This is a genomic window from Pseudomonas poae, assembly GCF_001439785.1.
Lineage (GTDB): Bacteria > Pseudomonadota > Gammaproteobacteria > Pseudomonadales > Pseudomonadaceae > Aquipseudomonas > Aquipseudomonas poae.
The window spans coordinates 104,652-121,144 of record NZ_JYLI01000010.1 but is presented as its reverse complement, the minus strand read 5'-3'; the positions used below and the strand labels follow the sequence as shown (position 1 = coordinate 121,144).

General features: G+C 63.2%; 16 protein-coding genes. 9 read left to right on the top strand and 7 right to left on the bottom strand.

Annotated elements, in window-relative coordinates:
- The first annotated feature begins 34 nt into the window (after positions 1–34).
- On the top strand, positions 35–1,042 hold the full coding sequence (locus tag TU75_RS13910; protein ID WP_060549255.1) for an amidohydrolase family protein: 1,008 nt from the start codon (positions 35–37) through the stop codon (positions 1,040–1,042).
- Between the two features lie 123 nt (positions 1,043–1,165).
- Here the strand turns inward: TU75_RS13910 and fabB are convergent, their stop codons facing one another.
- The 5 genes from fabB to TU75_RS13885 form a co-directional block, all read right to left on the bottom strand.
- Complete coding sequence (gene fabB, locus TU75_RS13905; protein ID WP_057008326.1) at positions 1,166–2,386, bottom strand: beta-ketoacyl-ACP synthase I; 1,221 nt, start codon at positions 2,384–2,386, stop codon at positions 1,166–1,168.
- Between the two features lie 11 nt (positions 2,387–2,397).
- Positions 2,398–2,913: a 3-hydroxyacyl-[acyl-carrier-protein] dehydratase FabA gene (gene fabA / locus TU75_RS13900; protein ID WP_003210552.1), complete on the bottom strand. Its 516-nt coding sequence runs from the start codon at positions 2,911–2,913 to the stop codon at positions 2,398–2,400.
- A 249-nt stretch (positions 2,914–3,162) separates the two neighbouring features.
- The gene (locus TU75_RS13895) at positions 3,163–5,064 is read right to left on the bottom strand and encodes an ATP-binding protein (protein WP_060549254.1); all 1,902 of its coding nucleotides are present in this window, start codon (positions 5,062–5,064) and stop codon (positions 3,163–3,165) included.
- Positions 5,061–5,990, bottom strand: coding sequence for an ABC transporter substrate-binding protein (locus TU75_RS13890; protein WP_060549253.1), 930 nt, complete (start codon positions 5,988–5,990; stop codon positions 5,061–5,063). Before TU75_RS13890 ends, TU75_RS13895 begins: the two co-directional genes overlap by 4 nt.
- Before the next feature lies 1 nt (position 5,991).
- Complete coding sequence (locus TU75_RS13885) at positions 5,992–8,112, bottom strand: TonB-dependent receptor plug domain-containing protein (RefSeq protein WP_331716365.1); 2,121 nt, start codon at positions 8,110–8,112, stop codon at positions 5,992–5,994.
- Positions 8,113–8,307: 195 nt separating this feature from the next.
- Here TU75_RS13885 and TU75_RS13880 point away from each other — a divergent pair, with 195 nt between their 5' ends.
- From TU75_RS13880 to TU75_RS13845, 8 genes are all read left to right on the top strand, one after another.
- Positions 8,308–9,333 (top strand): NAD(P)H-dependent glycerol-3-phosphate dehydrogenase, encoded by a 1,026-nt coding sequence (locus tag TU75_RS13880; RefSeq protein ID WP_060549251.1) that lies wholly within the window; start codon positions 8,308–8,310, stop codon positions 9,331–9,333.
- 10 nt (positions 9,334–9,343) lie between these two features.
- Complete coding sequence (locus TU75_RS13875; protein ID WP_060549250.1) at positions 9,344–9,691, top strand: DUF4389 domain-containing protein; 348 nt, start codon at positions 9,344–9,346, stop codon at positions 9,689–9,691.
- Complete coding sequence (gene sixA, locus TU75_RS13870; protein ID WP_060549249.1) at positions 9,688–10,137, top strand: phosphohistidine phosphatase SixA; 450 nt, start codon at positions 9,688–9,690, stop codon at positions 10,135–10,137. The genes TU75_RS13875 and sixA overlap by 4 nt, the downstream gene beginning before the upstream one ends.
- Before the next feature lie 32 nt (positions 10,138–10,169).
- On the top strand, positions 10,170–10,613 hold the full coding sequence (locus tag TU75_RS13865) for a hotdog fold thioesterase (RefSeq protein WP_003233201.1): 444 nt from the start codon (positions 10,170–10,172) through the stop codon (positions 10,611–10,613).
- Positions 10,614–10,710: 97 nt separating this feature from the next.
- Positions 10,711–11,514 carry an alpha/beta fold hydrolase gene (locus TU75_RS13860; protein WP_015371652.1) on the top strand — a complete coding sequence of 268 codons (804 nt, stop codon included), beginning with the start codon at positions 10,711–10,713 and terminating at the stop codon, positions 11,512–11,514.
- The gene (locus tag TU75_RS13855; protein ID WP_060549248.1) at positions 11,511–12,365 is read left to right on the top strand and encodes an alpha/beta hydrolase; all 855 of its coding nucleotides are present in this window, start codon (positions 11,511–11,513) and stop codon (positions 12,363–12,365) included. Before TU75_RS13860 ends, TU75_RS13855 begins: the two co-directional genes overlap by 4 nt.
- A 102-nt stretch (positions 12,366–12,467) precedes the next feature.
- Entirely contained in the window at positions 12,468–13,286 is an 819-nt protein-coding gene (locus TU75_RS13850; RefSeq protein ID WP_060549247.1) for a DUF4892 domain-containing protein, read from the top strand.
- A 72-nt stretch (positions 13,287–13,358) separates the two neighbouring features.
- Entirely contained in the window at positions 13,359–14,411 is a 1,053-nt protein-coding gene (locus tag TU75_RS13845) for an AI-2E family transporter (protein WP_003233193.1), read from the top strand.
- Between the two features lie 271 nt (positions 14,412–14,682).
- Here TU75_RS13845 and TU75_RS13840 read toward each other — a convergent pair whose 3' ends face one another.
- Both TU75_RS13840 and TU75_RS13835 read right to left on the bottom strand, forming a co-directional pair.
- Positions 14,683–15,720 carry a sensor histidine kinase gene (locus TU75_RS13840; RefSeq protein ID WP_060549246.1) on the bottom strand — a complete coding sequence of 346 codons (1,038 nt, stop codon included), beginning with the start codon at positions 15,718–15,720 and terminating at the stop codon, positions 14,683–14,685.
- Complete coding sequence (locus tag TU75_RS13835; RefSeq protein WP_060549296.1) at positions 15,720–16,481, bottom strand: response regulator; 762 nt, start codon at positions 16,479–16,481, stop codon at positions 15,720–15,722. The genes TU75_RS13840 and TU75_RS13835 overlap by 1 nt, the downstream gene beginning before the upstream one ends.
- Positions 16,482–16,493 lie beyond the last annotated feature (12 nt).

Sequence of the window (16,493 nt, the reverse complement as noted above, 5' to 3'; positions counted from 1 at the left end):
CATTCCCCTGATTCACCTCGATGGAGATCGCCCCGTGCCCTGGACTCGCCTGAGCCTCGCCTTGTTGCTCACCTTCGCCAGCCTCGTCGCACAGGCCCGCGACTATGCCTACAGCGATGCCCACCTGCATTACGTGGATTTCTTTCAGGAAACCGCCGGCATGGACAAGCTGCTCAAGGCCATGGCGGACAATCGCATCGAGCATGTGATGATTTCCGGCATTCCCGTGGCGAAAAAATGGCACGAAGACGAGCCCAAGCGTCCGCGCTATTACGCCGGTGACGATGCCGATGCCTACTGGTACAGCGCCACCGACGTGATTGTCGCGGCGGCGGTCAATAAGCTCACACCTGAACAGCGCCTGCGCTTTCATCCTTTTCTGTCCGGCTTCAACCCCAATGACAAGAATTCCGCTGCGCATATCCAGCGCACGCTCGACCTCAATCCCGGCCTGTGGCAGGGCATCGGTGAAGTGTTCACCCGCCATGACGACCTGACAGCCCTGACGGCGGGGGACACCCCGCGCGCCAACAACGAGGCCATGACGCGTATTTACCACCTGGCGGCCGAAAACGATTTGCCGGTGATGCTGCATTCCAACATCACCTCCAAGCGCGAGCGCAACCCGTTGTATCTGGCAGAGGTCGAAGAGCCGCTGCGCAATCACCCGCACACGCGGTTTATCTGGGCGCATGCCGGTACGAGCCTGGAGATCCACCGTCATCAAGTGCAGATGGACTTTTTGCTGCCCACCTTGACGCGCCTGCTGGAGGCCTACCCCAATCTGTACATCGACCTCTCCTGGAGCATGCTCACGCCTTATCTACTGGACGAGGCGGGCAAACCCAGGCCTGAGTGGGTAAAGCTGGTGGAGCGCTTCCCGGAGCGCTTCATGCTCGGCTCTGACGTGGTAGGTCGCTTCAACAAGCTGGGTAAGGAAATGCGCCGCTTTGACCCCTTCCTCGATGCGCTGCCCGAGGACGTGGCCCACAAGGTTGCGCGGGACAATTTCCTGGCCGTGCTGCCCAAGACCTCTCGTTGAGCGCAGTATCCAATGTGGGAGGGGGCTTGCTCCCTCCCACATGTTGATTTTTGATATCTGGTGATCACCCACAAAAAAGCCCCGAACCAGTCGGGGCTTTTTCGTGGGGTCAAGCTGCAGGCCTTACTTGCCCTGCCAGCGCTTGAGTACCAGCGTCGCGTTGGTGCCGCCAAAGCCGAAGCTGTTGCTCATCACGGTATTGATGGTGGCGTTCTCAACGGTCTTGGTCAGGATTGGCATATCTGCCACAACCGGATCAATCTCGTCGATGTTGGCCGAACCGGCCATGAAGTTGCCTTCCATCATCAGCAGGCAGTAGATCGCTTCGTGCACGCCAGCGGCGCCCAGGGAGTGACCCGACAGGCTCTTGGTGGAGCTGATGGCCGGCGCCTTGTCGCCGAATACCGCACGCACGCCTTCCATTTCCTTGGCGTCGCCGACTGGAGTGGAGGTGCCATGGGTGTTCAGGTAGTCGATCGGGGTGTCAACGGTGGACATGGCCATCTGCATGCAACGGATGGCGCCTTCGCCGCTTGGCGCAACCATGTCGTAGCCGTCGGAAGTGGCGCCGTAGCCGACGATTTCCGCGTAGATCTTCGCGCCACGGGCCAGAGCGTGTTCCAGCTCCTCGACCACCACCATGCCGCCACCGCCGGCGATGACGAAACCGTCACGCTTGGCGTCGTAGGCGCGGGAGGCCTTTTCCGGGGTTTCGTTGTACTGGGTGGAGAGGGCGCCCATGGCGTCGAACAGGAACGACTGGCTCCAATGCTCTTCTTCACCGCCGCCGGCGAACACGATGTCCTGCTTGCCCAGCTGGATCTGCTCAACGGCAGTCCCGATGCAGTGGGCGCTGGTGGCGCAGGCCGAGGAGATCGAGTAGTTGACGCCCTTGATGGCAAACGGCGTGGCCAGGCAGGCCGACACGGTGCTGCCCATGGTCCGCGTTACACGGTACGGGCCGACGCGCTTCACGCCTTTCTCGCGCAGGATGTCCAGCGCTTCCATCTGGTTGAGGGTGGATGCGCCGCCGGAACCGGCGATCAAACCGGTGCGTACGTTCGATACCTGATCTTCGCTCAGGCCTGAATCGGCGATCGCGTCTTTCATGGCCAGGTAGGCGTAGGCGGCAGCGTGGCCGACGAAGCGATAGATCTTGCGATCGATCAGTTCTTCGAGGGGCAGGTCGATGGAGCCGGAAACCTGGCTACGCAGACCCATTTCGGCATATTCCGGGTTGAAGCGGATGCCAGGGCGACTTGCACGCAGGTTAGCGGTGACGGTCTCTTTGTCATTGCCCAGGCAAGAAACGATGCCCAGACCAGTGATAACGACGCGGCGCATGCGGATAACCCTTAAAAGTTGTCAGTGGAAGTGAATACGCCGACCCGAAGGCCTTCGGCAGTATAAATCTCGCGACCGTCGACAGTCACCGAACCATCGGCAATGGCCAGGTTCAGCTTGCCCTTGAGGACGCGCTTGATTTGAATGTTGTAGGTGACCTTCTTGGCGGTCGGCAGGACCTGGCCGAAGAACTTCACTTCGCCGGAGCCCAGGGCGCGACCGCGGCCTGGCAGACCCTGCCAGCCCAGGTAAAAGCCGACCAGTTGCCACATGGCGTCGAGGCCCAGGCAGCCTGGCATCACCGGATCGCCTTCGAAATGGCAGGCGAAGAACCACAGGTCCGGAGTGATATCCAGCTCGGCGACCAATTCACCTTTGCCGTACTTGCCACCCTCTTCGCTGATATGAGTGATGCGATCCACCATCAGCATGTTCGGGGCGGGCAGTTGCGCGTTACCTGGGCCGAACAGCTCACCGCGACTGCAGCGCAGCAGGTCTTCCCGAGTAAAGGCGTTTTGTTTGGTCATGCGAGCTCCTCAATAATCCCATGCGGCGGGGCAGGGCAAATCTTCCCGAACCGAATGAAGCGTTCATGCCTCATGCCGGCAGCCTACACGTAGACTATTGCGTTGTAGTGAAAGTCACAGCGTCAAGGCACTCAATGTACACTTGTTCACTGAAATTTTAAACCGGGCCTGTTTATCTGCCCGTTTGGGTGCCTAAGACTGCCGCAATTTAGTGTTTCACGCCAGTCGCAGATGCCTGATGGCGCCGCGCTATTGCACCCAGCGCTGCAGGATCTGCTGCAAATCCGTACGTTTGAACGGCTTGGCCAGGTAATCGTTCATTCCGGCTGCGAGGCACGCTTCACGGTCGCCCTGCAAGGCGTTGGCGGTGAGCGCAATGATCGGCAGATCGGCGCAGCCGGGCAGTTGGCGAATCTGCCGGGTTGCCTCGTAGCCATCGATCACTGGCAGCCGGCAATCCATCAGGATCGCGGTGAACATCAGGCTTTCTGCGCTACGGATCGCCTCGGCGCCGTCGGTGGCCAGGCTGACTTCAAAGCCGAGGCTGCGCAACATGGCTTCCACTACCGTGCGATTGACCGGGTTGTCCTCCACCAGCAACACATGGCGGCCATCGCCCGCGCCGTGCTTGCTTTGGGCATCCTGGGCAATCGTCGGCAGGCTCTGCTGATCGATGGCCAGGGGTATTTCCAGGGTAAACACCGAGCCACGGCCTTCTTCGCTTTGCGCGCGCAGGGTACCGCCCATGCGTTCGGCCAGGGTGCGCGCGATGGGCAGTCCCAATCCGGTGCCGCCATAGCGTCTGGAAATCGAGCTGTCAGCCTGCTGGAACGCGTCGAACATCGACTCCAGGTGTTCGGCACCGATACCGATGCCGCTGTCGCGCACGCTGCAAGTGAACCACACCAGCTCATGGTCGAGGGGTTGCCAGTGGGGCTCGACACTCACGCTGCCATGCTCGGTGAACTTGAGTGCATTGCCGATCAGGTTCACCAGGATTTGGCGGATACGCGTGGGGTCGCCCTTGACCCGCAGCGTATCGAGGCCCGGCGGCATCGGCAGGTTGAGCGTCAGCCCGCGCTGCTGGGCGCTGTGCCGGAAGGCGTGGGCGCTGCTGTTGACCAGGTCGGCGAGGTTGAACGCGATATGCTCCAGCTCCAGGGCCGCGCGCTCGATGCGCGAGAAATCGAGGATGTCATTGATGACCTTCAGCAGATGCTCGGTGGACTCGGAGGCCAGCGCCGCGTATTCGGTCTGCTCTTCGGTCATCTCGGTGGTTTCCAGCAACTGCAGCATGCCCAACACCCCATTCATCGGCGTGCGCAGCTCGTGGCTCATCATCGCCAAAAAGTCCGATTTGGCATTGTTGGCCCGCTCGGCTTCCTCGCGGGTCTGGATCAGTTGCGCCATGGCCTGTTGCTGTTCGCGGCTGGCCTGTTGCAGGCCGGCGGCCAGGTTGTTGATGTGACGTGACAGGTCGCCCAGTTCCGAGTCATCCACGATCGGCAGCGCAGTCTTGTACTCGCCTTGCTGGATGGCCTTCACCGCATGGCCCATTGCGCTGATTGGCTGCGACAGGCTGGCCGCCAGGCGCCGCGCCAGCAGGAAGGTAAACAGCAGGGCGAACAGCGCGAGGATGCCGGCCTTGAACAGAATCTCCTGCTGGCGCTGGCTGAAGGCATCGTTGGACATGCCGACGATCACGCGCCCCAGATAATCCGCGCGCGGCGCCTTGGATTCGTTGAGGTTGTCCTGGAAAAAATCGCTGCCCAATTGGATATGCTGCAGGCGGATCGGTGCCTGAAACACCTTTACCGACAACGAGCGATCGTGCTTTTCCGACGGTTGCTCGACGTACACCAGAATGTTTTCGGCGGCGTCCTGAATCTCCAGAAAGCGCACATGGGGCGTGGCCAGCGTGGCGCGCAGCAGGCTGTCGAGCACATCGTTGTTGCCGGAAATGACGCCGTACTCGGTGGCGGGCGCCAGTTGGTTGGCAATCAGCTGGCCGGTATGGTCCAGCTCCTGGCGCAAGTCCTGGATACGCACGAAGGTAAAGAAGCTGATCAACAGCAACGTAAGCAACAGCGCCGGGCCCAGGGTGATGAGCTGGGTGCGGGTGTTGATATCCCAACGACGACGCAAGGTCATGGGCGTTTTTCTCCTTCGGCGAGCCGCGCGGCGACGTTGCTTTCATCGACGTGTTCGATACCCAGTGAGCGCGCGACCTGCGGGTTGCCCACGACTTTGAAGTGTTGTGGGTACAACGTGCGCGGCCAGCTGGCCGGCGGGCGGTCAAGCAAACGGTCGAGCACGCCCAGCCAGTCGGTCTGGTCGCTGTAGGTGCTGGCCAGACTGCCGGCCTTGACGAAGCCGGCGTTTGGGCCCACCAGCGGCAGTTGCTGGGCGTAGCTGCTCAACAGCAGGTTCTTTGCGGTCTTGGGGTTGTACAGTTGCGGATCGTCGAGGCCGAGCAGCACGTCGCTGGTCCTGAACAGGCTTTGCAGCGGGCGACTGTCGTTAATGTTGTTCCACAGTTGCGGCACGATTTCCAGGCCCAGGGGCGCGGCGTATTGGCTCAGCTCGCGCAGCAGGAATTCACTGTCGTTGCCATAGAGCACGCCGATGCGCCGGGCCTGCGGCAGGATGCCGGTGATCAGGCGTAACTGGCGGTCCAGCGGCGGGTCGCTCCACAGCAGGCTGATGTGCGCCGGCAAGCGGGTGCCCAGACGCTGGTGTGCTTGCAGGCGGCTGATGCGCAGCACCAGGGTCGGCGGCCCTTCGATGTCTTGCAGGCGCCAGTCGAGGCCGGGCAGGTCAAGCAGGATCAGGCGCGTGTCGGCTGGCAATTGGCGCGGCGCCGGCAGGTCCTTGAGCGGGGTGAAGGTGACGTGGTCTGCGGGGCGCTGCCGGGCCAGTGCCTGGGCGAAGTCCTGCACGCCCGCGCTGTCTTCGGCTGCGGTCAGCAGAATGTTGGCGCTCCACGCCGGCGCGGTCAGCAGCAGGCCGATCAGCAGCAGGGCGCGCTGCCACAGCCTGGCGAAAGAGAGGAAGGTCGTCCGTGACTGATTGGCCATGTCAGAACTCCAGCGCCGCGCTGAAGTAGAGGACATGACGATGATCATAAATATTGTCGGCCCAGGTGGTCGGCTGGTTGTCGAGGCGTTGTTGCAGCATGCCCGCCAGCTCCACGTTGGCGTTGCCCACGGCAATGCGCTTGGCCACCCGCAGGTCGACCCGTTCGAAGCGATATTGGTTGAGCGCGTCGTCGCCGTAGTAGAACAGCGCGCTGGACCAGCCGTCACCCCATTCACGCAACCAGCCGGCCGAGCCGCTGTTGCGGGCGGTCTGAGCCTTGTCCAGCGGGTTGCTCGCGGTGGCGTCGACGTAGGCGTAGGTGAACCGCAGACGGTCGGCGTCACTCAGGCGCCAGTCCAGTTGCGACTCGGCGCCGACAAATCGCGAGCTGTTGCCGTTGCTGGCGATGTATTGGTTGTTGCGTAGCGGCGAGCTGATCATGTCAGTGATTTCGTCATAGAACAGCTTCACGTCCAGGTTCAGCCCGAGGTCGGCAAAGAAGCCGTTATAGCCCAGTTCCCGCGATTTCATCAGCTCTTTATCGAGGTTGCCCGGGCCCCGTGTCACCACAAAGTATTGCCCGGCGTTCTGCCCATAGGCCGGCGAGCTGAGATTGTTGACGCGGTAGCTCCAGTTGACGTTGTTCTCGAACATGTCCGGCGAGCGGATGGCTTCGGAGTACACCGCGCGCAGGCCGTGGCGCGGGTTGATCAGGTAGTTCAGCGCCACTCGGGGCGTCAGCGAGTGACCGCTCAGGCGCGTGTCTTCATACATGGCGCCGCCCTGCAGCAGCCAGTGTTCGCTGGCACGCCATTCGAGCTGGCCGAACAGGCGCCAGGTGACGTCGTCGAGGGTGCCGTTGAAGTAGGTGTCCGAGTCGGCGCGGTCGTAGCGATAGTTCATACCGCTGACCAGGCGCAGGCTGTCGGACAGGCTGAGGGTGTCCTGAATCTCCAGATCGTAGCGGCTTTCGCGGGTGCTCTGGTCGATGTCGCCGCACACGTTCTGGCTGGCACCGTTGCGCCATTGGTCGAGCACCTGGTTGCCCAGCGTCTGTTCGGCGGCGCTGCCCGGCGGGGCGCTGCCCTGGCTGTAGGTGTCCATGTGTCGCGCGAGCAGTTCGGCGTAGTTGGGGTTCAGTTGCCACAGGCGGGTCAGCTCCGGGCTGAACGAGACTTTCGCGTCGCAAGCCTTCCAGACCTGGCGGCGGTCCCATTGCTGGGCCGAGCCCTGGATATAGAGGCTGTGGTCGGGATTGAAATCGATGTTCCAGCGCAGTGAGCCTGCGTAGTCCCTGGCGTTGACGTCGGAGTTATTGCCACCTTCGGTAATCCCGGCGAACACTGGCGCGTAGGTGTAGGGACGCTGGTTGGTGCCTTCCTTGGCATTCAACTGCCAGTCGAGGCTTTGTTGCGCATTCAGCGTCTGGCTCACGGCCAGGCTGAAGCGGCTCAGGCGGCGACTGTCGCGACGGTCGGCACCCACGGCGTCGCTGTCGAAGCCATCGTCCTGCTGGCCGGACATCGACAGGCGCAAATCGCCGGTTTCCCAGCCCAGGCCCTGGCTGGCGTAGACATCATTGATGCCGCGTTCGCCGCGCTGCACCTTTACCCGCGTGCCCTGGCTGTTGGCCGGTGAGCGCGTGAGGATGTTGACCACCGCCATCAGCGCATTGGCGCCATAGCTGACGGTGTTGGGACCGCGAAACACTTCGATGCGCTCGATATCTTCCATGGCCACCGGGATATCGCTCCAGTCGACGGTGGCCAGGCCCGCGCGGTACACCGAACGGCCGTCGATCAGCACCTGCATGCGGCGCGCATCGCTGGCGCTGGTGCCGTGATAGTTCACGGCGGCCTGATTGCCGGTGGTGTAGCCGACCATCATCCCCGGCACCAGCCGCAGCAATTCGGCAATATCCCGCGCGCCGCTGGCCTTGATCAATTCGCTGTCGATAACCGTCATGCTGCCAGGCACGGCGGCGGCCGATTGTTTGAGGCGCGTGGCGGTGAGCACCTGCGGCAGCGGCTGGCTGTCGAGGAACAGGTCATCGGCGCAGGCGGCAGCGCTGCACAACAGCATCAACAACAGGGATGAGCGGGGAGGAGGGCCCAAATACACGGCACGGCCTTGATCATTGCGGATAGCCGCCCATGGTAACTGAGGTGACGGTTTATGCCAGTCGTTGGAGTTGCAATAGGTTCATCCAATTGTGGCATTTTCCGACGAGCGTACGAATTGACGCGGGGGCTGGCTGCAATTGAGGCGCTCCGTATAATGCGGCGATTGCCACTGGTATGGATAAACGGATTGCATATGACTGAACAGCGCCCTATTGCGGTACTGGGAGGCGGAAGTTTTGGTACCGCCGTGGCTAACCTGCTGGCTGAGAATGGCCACGCGGTGCGCCAGTGGATGCGTGACCCCGAGCAGGCCGAGGCCATTCGCGTGCACCGGGAAAATCCCCGTTACCTTAAAGGCATCAAAATTCATGAGGCGGTCGAGCCTGTCACCGACCTGCTGGCCACCCTGAATGCCTGCGACCTGTGCTTTGTTGCGCTGCCCTCCAGCGCGTTGCGCTCGGTGCTGGCCCCTCACGCCGAACGTCTGGCCGGCAAGCTGCTGGTCAGCCTGACCAAGGGCATCGAGGCGCAAACCTTCAAGCTGATGAGCGAAATTCTCCAGGAGATCGCCCCGCAGGCACGTATTGGCGTACTGTCCGGGCCGAACCTGGCACGGGAAGTGGCCGAGCATGCGCTGACCGCCACCGTGGTCGCCAGCGAAGACGAGCAACTGTGTGAGCGCGTCCAGGCCGTGCTGCATGGCCGCACGTTTCGCGTTTATGCCAGCGCCGACAGGTTTGGCGTCGAACTGGGTGGCGCGCTGAAGAACGTCTACGCCATCATCGCCGGCATGGCCGTGGCCCTGGGCATGGGCGAAAACACCAAGAGCATGCTGATCACCCGCGCCCTGGCGGAAATGACCCGTTTTGCGGTCAACCAGGGCGCCAATCCGATGACCTTTCTGGGCCTGGCGGGCGTCGGCGACCTGATCGTTACCTGCTCCTCGCCCAAAAGCCGTAACTATCAGGTCGGCTTTGCGCTGGGTCAGGGCTTGAGCCTGGACGAAGCGGTGACGCGCCTGGGCGAAGTGGCGGAAGGGGTCAACACCCTCAAGGTGCTCAAGGCCAAGGCTCAGGAAGTGGGCGTCTATATGCCGCTGGTGGCCGGCCTGCATGCGATCCTGTTCGAGGGGCGTACCCTGGAGCAGGTGATCGAGCTGCTGATGCGCGCCGAGCCGAAAACCGATGTCGACTTTATTTCCACCAGCGGTTTCAACTGAGGAACGCGTCATGAACGATCCCAAAGCAGCCCCCAAGTATGAATCCATTGTGCTGCGCATCCTCTGGATGCTGGTGTTCGCCCTGGTGTGGCAGGTCGCGCAGTTCCTGCTCGGCGCGCTGGTGGTGGTGCAGTTGGTATACCGTTTGATCTACGGCGCGCCGAACCTGGGCCTGATGAACTTCGGCGACAGCCTCAGCCAGTTCCTGGCGCAGATCGGCCGCTTCGGCAGTTTCCATACCGAGCAGAAGCCCTGGCCCTTCGCCGATTGGCCGACCCCGCGTGCGCCCGAAGGCGAAGCCGCCCACAGCGTGCCACCGGCGCCGCACCCGGTGCGCGATGAGGAGCCCAGGCTGTGAAGCTGTGGATTCTGCGCCACGGCGAGGCCGAACCCCACGCGCGCAGCGACGCCGAGCGTCACCTCACCGAGCACGGCCGTGGTGAAGTGTTGCGCAGTGCTGCGCAGCTGATCGGCCAGCCCATCAGCGCCATCATTGCCAGCCCTTACGTACGGGCGCAGCAAACCGCGCAGCTGGTACGCGAGGCCCTCGGTTTTCAGGCTGAGATCCGCACGGTACCGTGGTTGACGCCGGACGGTAATCCGCCCCAGGTGCTGCAAAACCTCGATACCGATGACAACGTGCTGCTGGTCAGCCATCAGCCTCTGGTGGGCAGCCTGATCAGCTTTTTGCAACACGGCCATCTGCGCCAGTCGCAGCCGATGCACACCGCGAGCCTCGCGGAACTGGAAGGCGATTTTCCGCTGGCGGGGCTGATGAGCCTGGTCAGCGTGAAAAACCCGTAGGCCCTCCTGATAACAATAGAAAGGACACTCCCATGAGCCTGTGGCGCACCCAACCGAACATCGAGCACCTCAATACCCTGCAGAAAAACACCATCGGTGAAGTGCTGGACATCCGTTTCGAAAGCTTCGATGAGCATTCCCTGACGGCGAGCATGGCGGTCGACCACCGCACCCATCAGCCCTACGGCCTGCTGCACGGTGGGGCGTCGGTGGTGCTGGCCGAAAGCGTCGGCTCCATGGCCGCCTACCTGTGCATCGATGCCAGCAAGTTCTATTGCGTGGGCCTCGAGGTCAACGCCAACCATCTGCGCGGTGTGCGCAGCGGGCGGGTGACGGCGGTCGCCACCGCGATTCATATCGGCCGTACCACCCAGGTATGGGACATTCGCCTGACCAGCGACGAGGGCAAGGCCAGTTGCGTATCGCGCCTGACCATGGCCGTCGTGCCCTTGGGCGAGAACCCGCCGGCGCGATAGGCGTGGCGTGAGTGCCATCATTCCTGGCAGTTACGGTCATTGCCGTGCAGGCCGTGCGTGGTGACAATCGCTCCACTGTCTGTGCAGAGGGTCCGGTATGTCGCAGCACGTGTTTTTTGCCCACGCCAATGGTTTCCCTTCGGCCACCTATGGCAAGTTGTTTGCCGGCCTGGCCCCGGAATACGAAGTGGCTCATTTGCCGCAGCACGGTCACGATCCCAGGTTTCCGGTGGATGACAACTGGCAGAACCTGGTGGATGAGCTGATCCATCATCTTGAGCAACAGCCCACGCCGGTGTGGGGCGTAGGCCATTCCCTGGGTGGCGTGCTGCACCTGCATGCGGCCATGCGCTGCCCGCAGCTGTATCGCGGCGTAGTGATGCTTGACTCGCCGGTACTCACTCGCGCCGATCGCTGGGTGATCCGCGCCGCCAAGCGCTTTGGTTTCATCGACCGTCTCACGCCAGCCGGGCGCACCCTCGGCCGCCGCGAAGAATTCACCGACCTGGCCGCTGCGCGCAGTTACTTTGCCACCAAGGCGCTGTTTCGCGGGTTCGACCCGGACTGTTTCGAGGCGTACCTGCAACATGGCCTCTGTCCGGTGGGCGATCGCCTGCGGCTGCGCTTCGACCCGGCCACCGAAATCAGCATCTACCGCGGCGTGCCCCATACCAGTCCGGGACAGGTGCGCCAGTTACGGGTGCCGCTGGCCATGGTGCGCGGTCGCCAGAGCCGGGTGGTGATGCGTCACCATGCCAGCGGCGTCGACCGACTGCCCATGGGCGAAACGCTCACCGTGCCCGGTGGCCACATGTTCCCCCTCGAACACCCACAGGACACCGCTGCCTTGATCAAGACCCTGTTCGCCCGTTGGGAAAGCCGTGAGCGCAGTTGCGCATGAGCACGCCCGTCGAAGAAGTGCGCCTGAGCCTGCCGCATATCGAATTGGCCGCCCACCTGTTCGGCCCCGAGGACGGCTTGCCGGTGATCGCCCTGCATGGCTGGCTGGACAACGCCAACAGCTTTGCGCGCGTGGCGCCGAAACTGACCGGGTTGCGCATCGTCGCGGTGGATATGGCCGGCCATGGTCACTCGGCGCATCGCCCGACGGGCGCCGGTTACGCCCTGTGGGATTACGTGTTCGATGTGCTGCAAGTGGCCGAACAGCTGGGCTGGAAACGTTTTGCATTACTTGGTCACTCCCTCGGCGCCGTCGTGTCCACCGCCCTGGCCGGTGCCTTGCCAGACAGGGTTACGCATTTGGGCTTGATCGACGGCGTGATCCCGCCGACCGCCAACGGCGAGCATGCCGCCGAGCGCCTCGGCATGGCGTTGCAGGCGCAACTGAGCCTGAAGGACAAGCGCAAACCGGTCTACACCACCCTCGACCGTGCGGTTGAGGCGCGCATGAAAGGCTTGGTGGCCGTCAGCCGCGAAGCCGCCGAACTGCTGGCCCAGCGCGGCCTGATGCCGGTGCCCGGCGGTTACACCTGGCGCACCGACAGCCGCCTGACCCTGGCTTCGCCGATGCGTCTGACTGACGAGCAGGCAATGGCGTTCGTGCATCGCGTCGGTTGTCCTGCGCAGTTGATCGTGGCGGCAGACGGCATGCTGGCGAAACATCCCGAATTGCTTTCCCAACTGCCTTTTGCGGCGACCGCGCTGCCGGGCGGCCATCATTTACACCTGAATGATGAGTCCGGCGCAGTTCTTGTTGCAGACTGTTTCAATCGGTTCTTCTCCGCGCCTTGACTTGGTGCGGTCAACTGCCGAGGCTGGGCGGATTGAAAGGGAGTCCACCATGAACAATCCAAACATAACGCCTGCTTGCACTGGCCCAGGCTCACCGATCCAATGAGCCTGGGTAAAAGATGTTTCCGTGTTCTGGGGCTGAGTATATTCAGCCCGCTGGTATTCGCCGCCGATGTGCCGGGCAGTCAGGATCTGCCCGCCGTCGCCCGTCAGGTCGACGCGCAGATCGTCGATTACCGCCCGGCGCAAGAGAAAGAACGCATCTACCCCATGGGGGCGATCCGCAGGATCAGCGGCCAGCTGCGTTCCGAAAGCCAGGCCACCGTCCGTGGGCAAGCCACCGCCATCACCTATGAACTACCCGCCGAACACACATCGAGCGCCGCGTTTACCGCCACGCGCGAAGCGTTGCAGGCCAACGGCGCGCAATTGCTGTTCTGGTGCCAGGCCCGTGATTGCGGCGAGAGCAGCCTGTGGGCCAATGAGGTGTTCGGCAACTCCAAACTGGTGGGCGCCGACGGTCAGCAGGAATACCTGCTGTTGCGCCTGGCGGCCCCGCAGGACAATTCCCTGGTGGCGCTGTACGGCATCACACGAGGCAATCGCCGCGCCTATCTTCACGTTGAGCAACTCGATGCCGGCACGCCACTGGGCACACTGCTGCCCACTTCCGCGACGTTGCTGCGTGAGCTTAAAAGCACCGGCGAACTGGACTTTCCCGCCTTGGCCGCCGAGCCGGATGCCACTTGGCTGACCCTGATTTCCCGGGGACTGAACCTCGACACCAACCTGCGCGTCAGCGTGAGCGGCCCTTCGGCCGAGGCCTGGCGCCAGGCGCTGGTTGATAACGGCGTGCGCGCAGCCCGCCTGGAAACCGGCACCGGTGACGCTAAAGGCTTGCACCTGCATCTGATACGCTGAGCATCCCCGGGCGAACGGACCCGTGCCGTTCGCCTAAGCTACGTTCCTGAGACCTTCCTTTCGAGATTTTCCATGCCCAATAATGATCGCCTGCTGGTGCAAATCCTGCTGCTGGTGCTGTTTGGTGCCAGCTTCTGGGTGATGGCGCCGTTCTGGTCGGCGCTGTTCTGGGGCGCGGTGCTGGCCTTTGCCAGCTGGCCGCTGATGCGCCTGCTGACCCGTGCACTGGGCGGGCGCGAGTCGCTGGCTGCTGGCATCCTGACCCTGGGCTGGATGCTGTTGGTGGCGGTGCCACTGGTGTGGCTGGGCTTCAACCTGGCCGACCATGTGCGCGATGCCACGGTATTGATCAAGGACATTCAGGTCGATGGCCTGCCCGAAGCGCCCACCTGGCTGGGTTCGATCCCGCTGGTGGGCGAGCGGCTGGTGGGCATGTGGGACAGCATTGACGAGCAGGGCGCCGCGCTGATGATCAGCATCAAGCCGTACCTTGGCCAGGTGGGTAACTGGCTGCTGGCGCGCAGCGCGCAGATTGGCGGTGGCATCCTCGAACTGACCTTGAGCCTGGTCTTCGTGTTCTTTTTCTACCGCGACGGGCCGCGCCTGGCGATGTTCGCCCACCGCCTGCTGGAACGCCTGATCGGCGACCGGGCCGGGTACTACATCGAACTGGTGGCCGGCACCGTGCAACGGGTGGTCAATGGCGTGATCGGCACCGCCGCCGCCCAGGCCTTGCTGGCATTGATCGGCTTCCTCATCGCCGGCGTGCCCGGTGCGCTGGTGCTGGGCATCGTCACCTTCCTGCTCAGCCTGATTCCCATGGGCCCGCCGCTGGTGTGGATCCCGGCCACGGCCTGGCTGGCGTGGAAAGGCGACTACAGTCACGCGATCTTCCTTGGCGTCTGGGGCACGTTCATCATCAGCGGCGTGGACAACGTGCTCAAGCCCTACCTGATCAGCCGCGGCGGCAACCTGCCGTTGGTGATCGTGTTGCTTGGCGTGTTCGGCGGCCTGATCGCCTTCGGCTTTATCGGCCTGTTCATCGGCCCGACCTTGCTGGCGGTGGCGTACAGCCTGTTGATGGACTGGAGCGCGAGCCAGGCCCAGGGGCGGCGGGAAACATAGGTCTGCAAATTACAATGTGGGTGGGCGTGGTGAGCGGGCTTGTTGTAGCGAGCGGGCAAGCCTCAATGCCCTTCAGTTAAGCGCAGATTCCCTGTGGCGAGCAGGCTTGTCCTGCGTTGGGCTGCGCAGCAGCCCCAAAACCAGGCGCTGAGCCGTATCGGGTATGCCGCGTTTTCCTTGATTTGGGGGCGCTGCGCACCTCAACGCGGGGCAAGCCCGCTCGCCACAATAGAGCGGCCCGGCACAGAGGCTCCCGTTTTCCTGCCAGGATTCAAGCCCGAGGCAACCACATCACCGCCGTCAGCCCACCCCCCGGGGTTTCTTCCAGGCTCAGGCGGCCGCCAAGTCGTTCGACGGCTTCCCTGGCGATCGTCATGCCCAGGCCGACGCCGCCGGAATTGCGGTTGCGTGAGCCTTCCAGGCGAAAGAACGGCTCGAACACGGCTTCGCGCTGATCCGCCGCGATCCCCGGGCCGTGGTCGATGACACGAATCACCAGGGCGTCGGGGTTATCCGTCAGTTCAACGCGTGCGCTGCCGGCATAGCGCAGCGCGTTATCGATCAGGTTATTGAGGCCCGAACGCAGGGCCATCGGCTGCACCTGCAGCGGTGTGCATGAACCCGCATATTGCACGTCGCACCCCTGGTCCTGGGCGTTTTCGCTCAAAGACTCCACCAGCGCCTGCACATCGAGCCAGTGCCGGGTTTCGCTGGTGCGCTGTTCGTGCAGGTAGCTCAGGGTGGCGTCGAGCATGCCAATCATGTCGTCCAGGTCCTGGCGCATCTGGCCTTGCAGGCGGGTGTCGTCGATCTGTTCCAGGCGTAACTTGAGGCGCGACAGCGGCGTGCGCAGGTCATGGGACACGGCGCCGAGCATGCGCGCGCGCTGGCTGACCTGCTCGCGAATGCGCCGTTGCATGAGGTTGAAGGTCGAGGCCGCTTGTCGCGCCTCGCGGGGGCCGGACTCGTTGAGCGGCGGGCTGTCGAGGTCCAGGCTCAGACGCTCGGCCGCTTCGCTCAGGCGCTGGATCGGTCGACTCAGCAGTTTGGCGCCGTACCACGCGGCAACGATCAGCGTGATGACCTGGAACGTCAGCGGCACGACCGGGCCGCCAAACCATGGGCGCTGGTGCTTCTGGTGCACGGGCGTGAAACTGCCATCGGCGCTCTGCACATACAGGTCGCCGGAGGGAGGCGGGGGCGGGCCGTAGTGGTGAAACCAGAAGATCGTCAGCCCGTGGGCCAGCACAATGGCCACCAGCAACACGCCGAACAGCCGCCCGAACAGCGTGTTGAAAGCGTTGCGCATCAGCCGATATCCCGTGCGTCGAACAGGTAGCCTTCGCCACGCACGGTCTTGATCAACTGCGGCGCTTTCGGGTCGTCGCCCAGTTTCTGGCGCAGACGCGACACCAGCAGGTCGATGCTGCGGTCGAACGCCTCGATGGAGCGACCGCGCGCAGCGTCCAGCAATTGCTCGCGACTGAGCACGCGGCGAGGGCGCTCGATAAACACCCACAGCAGGCGGAACTCGGCGTTGGAAAGCGGCACCACCAGCCCGTCGTCGGCCACCAACTGGCGCAGGACGCTGTTGAGGCGCCAGTTGTCGAAGCGGATATTCGCGCGCTGCTCGGTGCGGTCATCGCGCACCCGGCGCAGGATGGTCTGAATACGCGCCACCAGTTCACGGGGTTCGAACGGCTTGGACATGTAATCGTCGGCGCCCAGCTCGAGGCCGATGATGCGGTCTGTGGGCTCGCAGCGTGCGGTCAGCATCAGGATAGGAATGTCCGACTCGGCGCGCAGCCAGCGACACAGCGACAGGCCGTCCTCGCCCGGCAGCATCAGGTCGAGCACCACCACATCGAAGGTGCCGGCCTGCATGGCCACGCGCATCGCGGCGCCGTCGTTGACGCCGGTGGCGAGAATATTGAAGCGCGCCAGGTAATCGATCAGCAGTTCACGGATCGGCACATCGTCATCGACAATCAGGGCACGGGTGTTCCAGCGCTTGTCGTCGGCAATTACCGTGTCTTTGGGCTCGTCGTTTACGGTGGAGGGGGTCTGCATAATGCGGTTATC

Bases quoted from the DNA above. Each gene is read 5' to 3' on its own strand.
- fabB (WP_057008326.1), bottom strand. From the start codon at position 2,386: ATGCGCCGCGTCGTTATCACTGGTCTGGGCATCGTTTCTTGCCTGGGC.
- fabA (WP_003210552.1), bottom strand. From the start codon at position 2,913: ATGACCAAACAAAACGCCTTTACTCGGGAAGACCTGCTGCGCTGCAGT.
- TU75_RS13895 (WP_060549254.1), bottom strand. From the start codon at position 5,064: ATGACCTTGCGTCGTCGTTGGGATATCAACACCCGCACCCAGCTCATC.
- TU75_RS13890 (WP_060549253.1), bottom strand. From the start codon at position 5,990: ATGGCCAATCAGTCACGGACGACCTTCCTCTCTTTCGCCAGGCTGTGG.
- TU75_RS13880 (WP_060549251.1), top strand. From the start codon at position 8,308: ATGACTGAACAGCGCCCTATTGCGGTACTGGGAGGCGGAAGTTTTGGT.
- TU75_RS13875 (WP_060549250.1), top strand. From the start codon at position 9,344: ATGAACGATCCCAAAGCAGCCCCCAAGTATGAATCCATTGTGCTGCGC.
- TU75_RS13865 (WP_003233201.1), top strand. From the start codon at position 10,170: ATGAGCCTGTGGCGCACCCAACCGAACATCGAGCACCTCAATACCCTG.
- TU75_RS13860 (WP_015371652.1), top strand. From the start codon at position 10,711: ATGTCGCAGCACGTGTTTTTTGCCCACGCCAATGGTTTCCCTTCGGCC.
- TU75_RS13855 (WP_060549248.1), top strand. From the start codon at position 11,511: ATGAGCACGCCCGTCGAAGAAGTGCGCCTGAGCCTGCCGCATATCGAA.
- TU75_RS13850 (WP_060549247.1), top strand. From the start codon at position 12,468: ATGAGCCTGGGTAAAAGATGTTTCCGTGTTCTGGGGCTGAGTATATTC.
- TU75_RS13845 (WP_003233193.1), top strand. From the start codon at position 13,359: ATGCCCAATAATGATCGCCTGCTGGTGCAAATCCTGCTGCTGGTGCTG.
- TU75_RS13840 (WP_060549246.1), bottom strand. From the start codon at position 15,720: ATGCGCAACGCTTTCAACACGCTGTTCGGGCGGCTGTTCGGCGTGTTG.
- TU75_RS13835 (WP_060549296.1), bottom strand. From the start codon at position 16,481: ATGCAGACCCCCTCCACCGTAAACGACGAGCCCAAAGACACGGTAATT.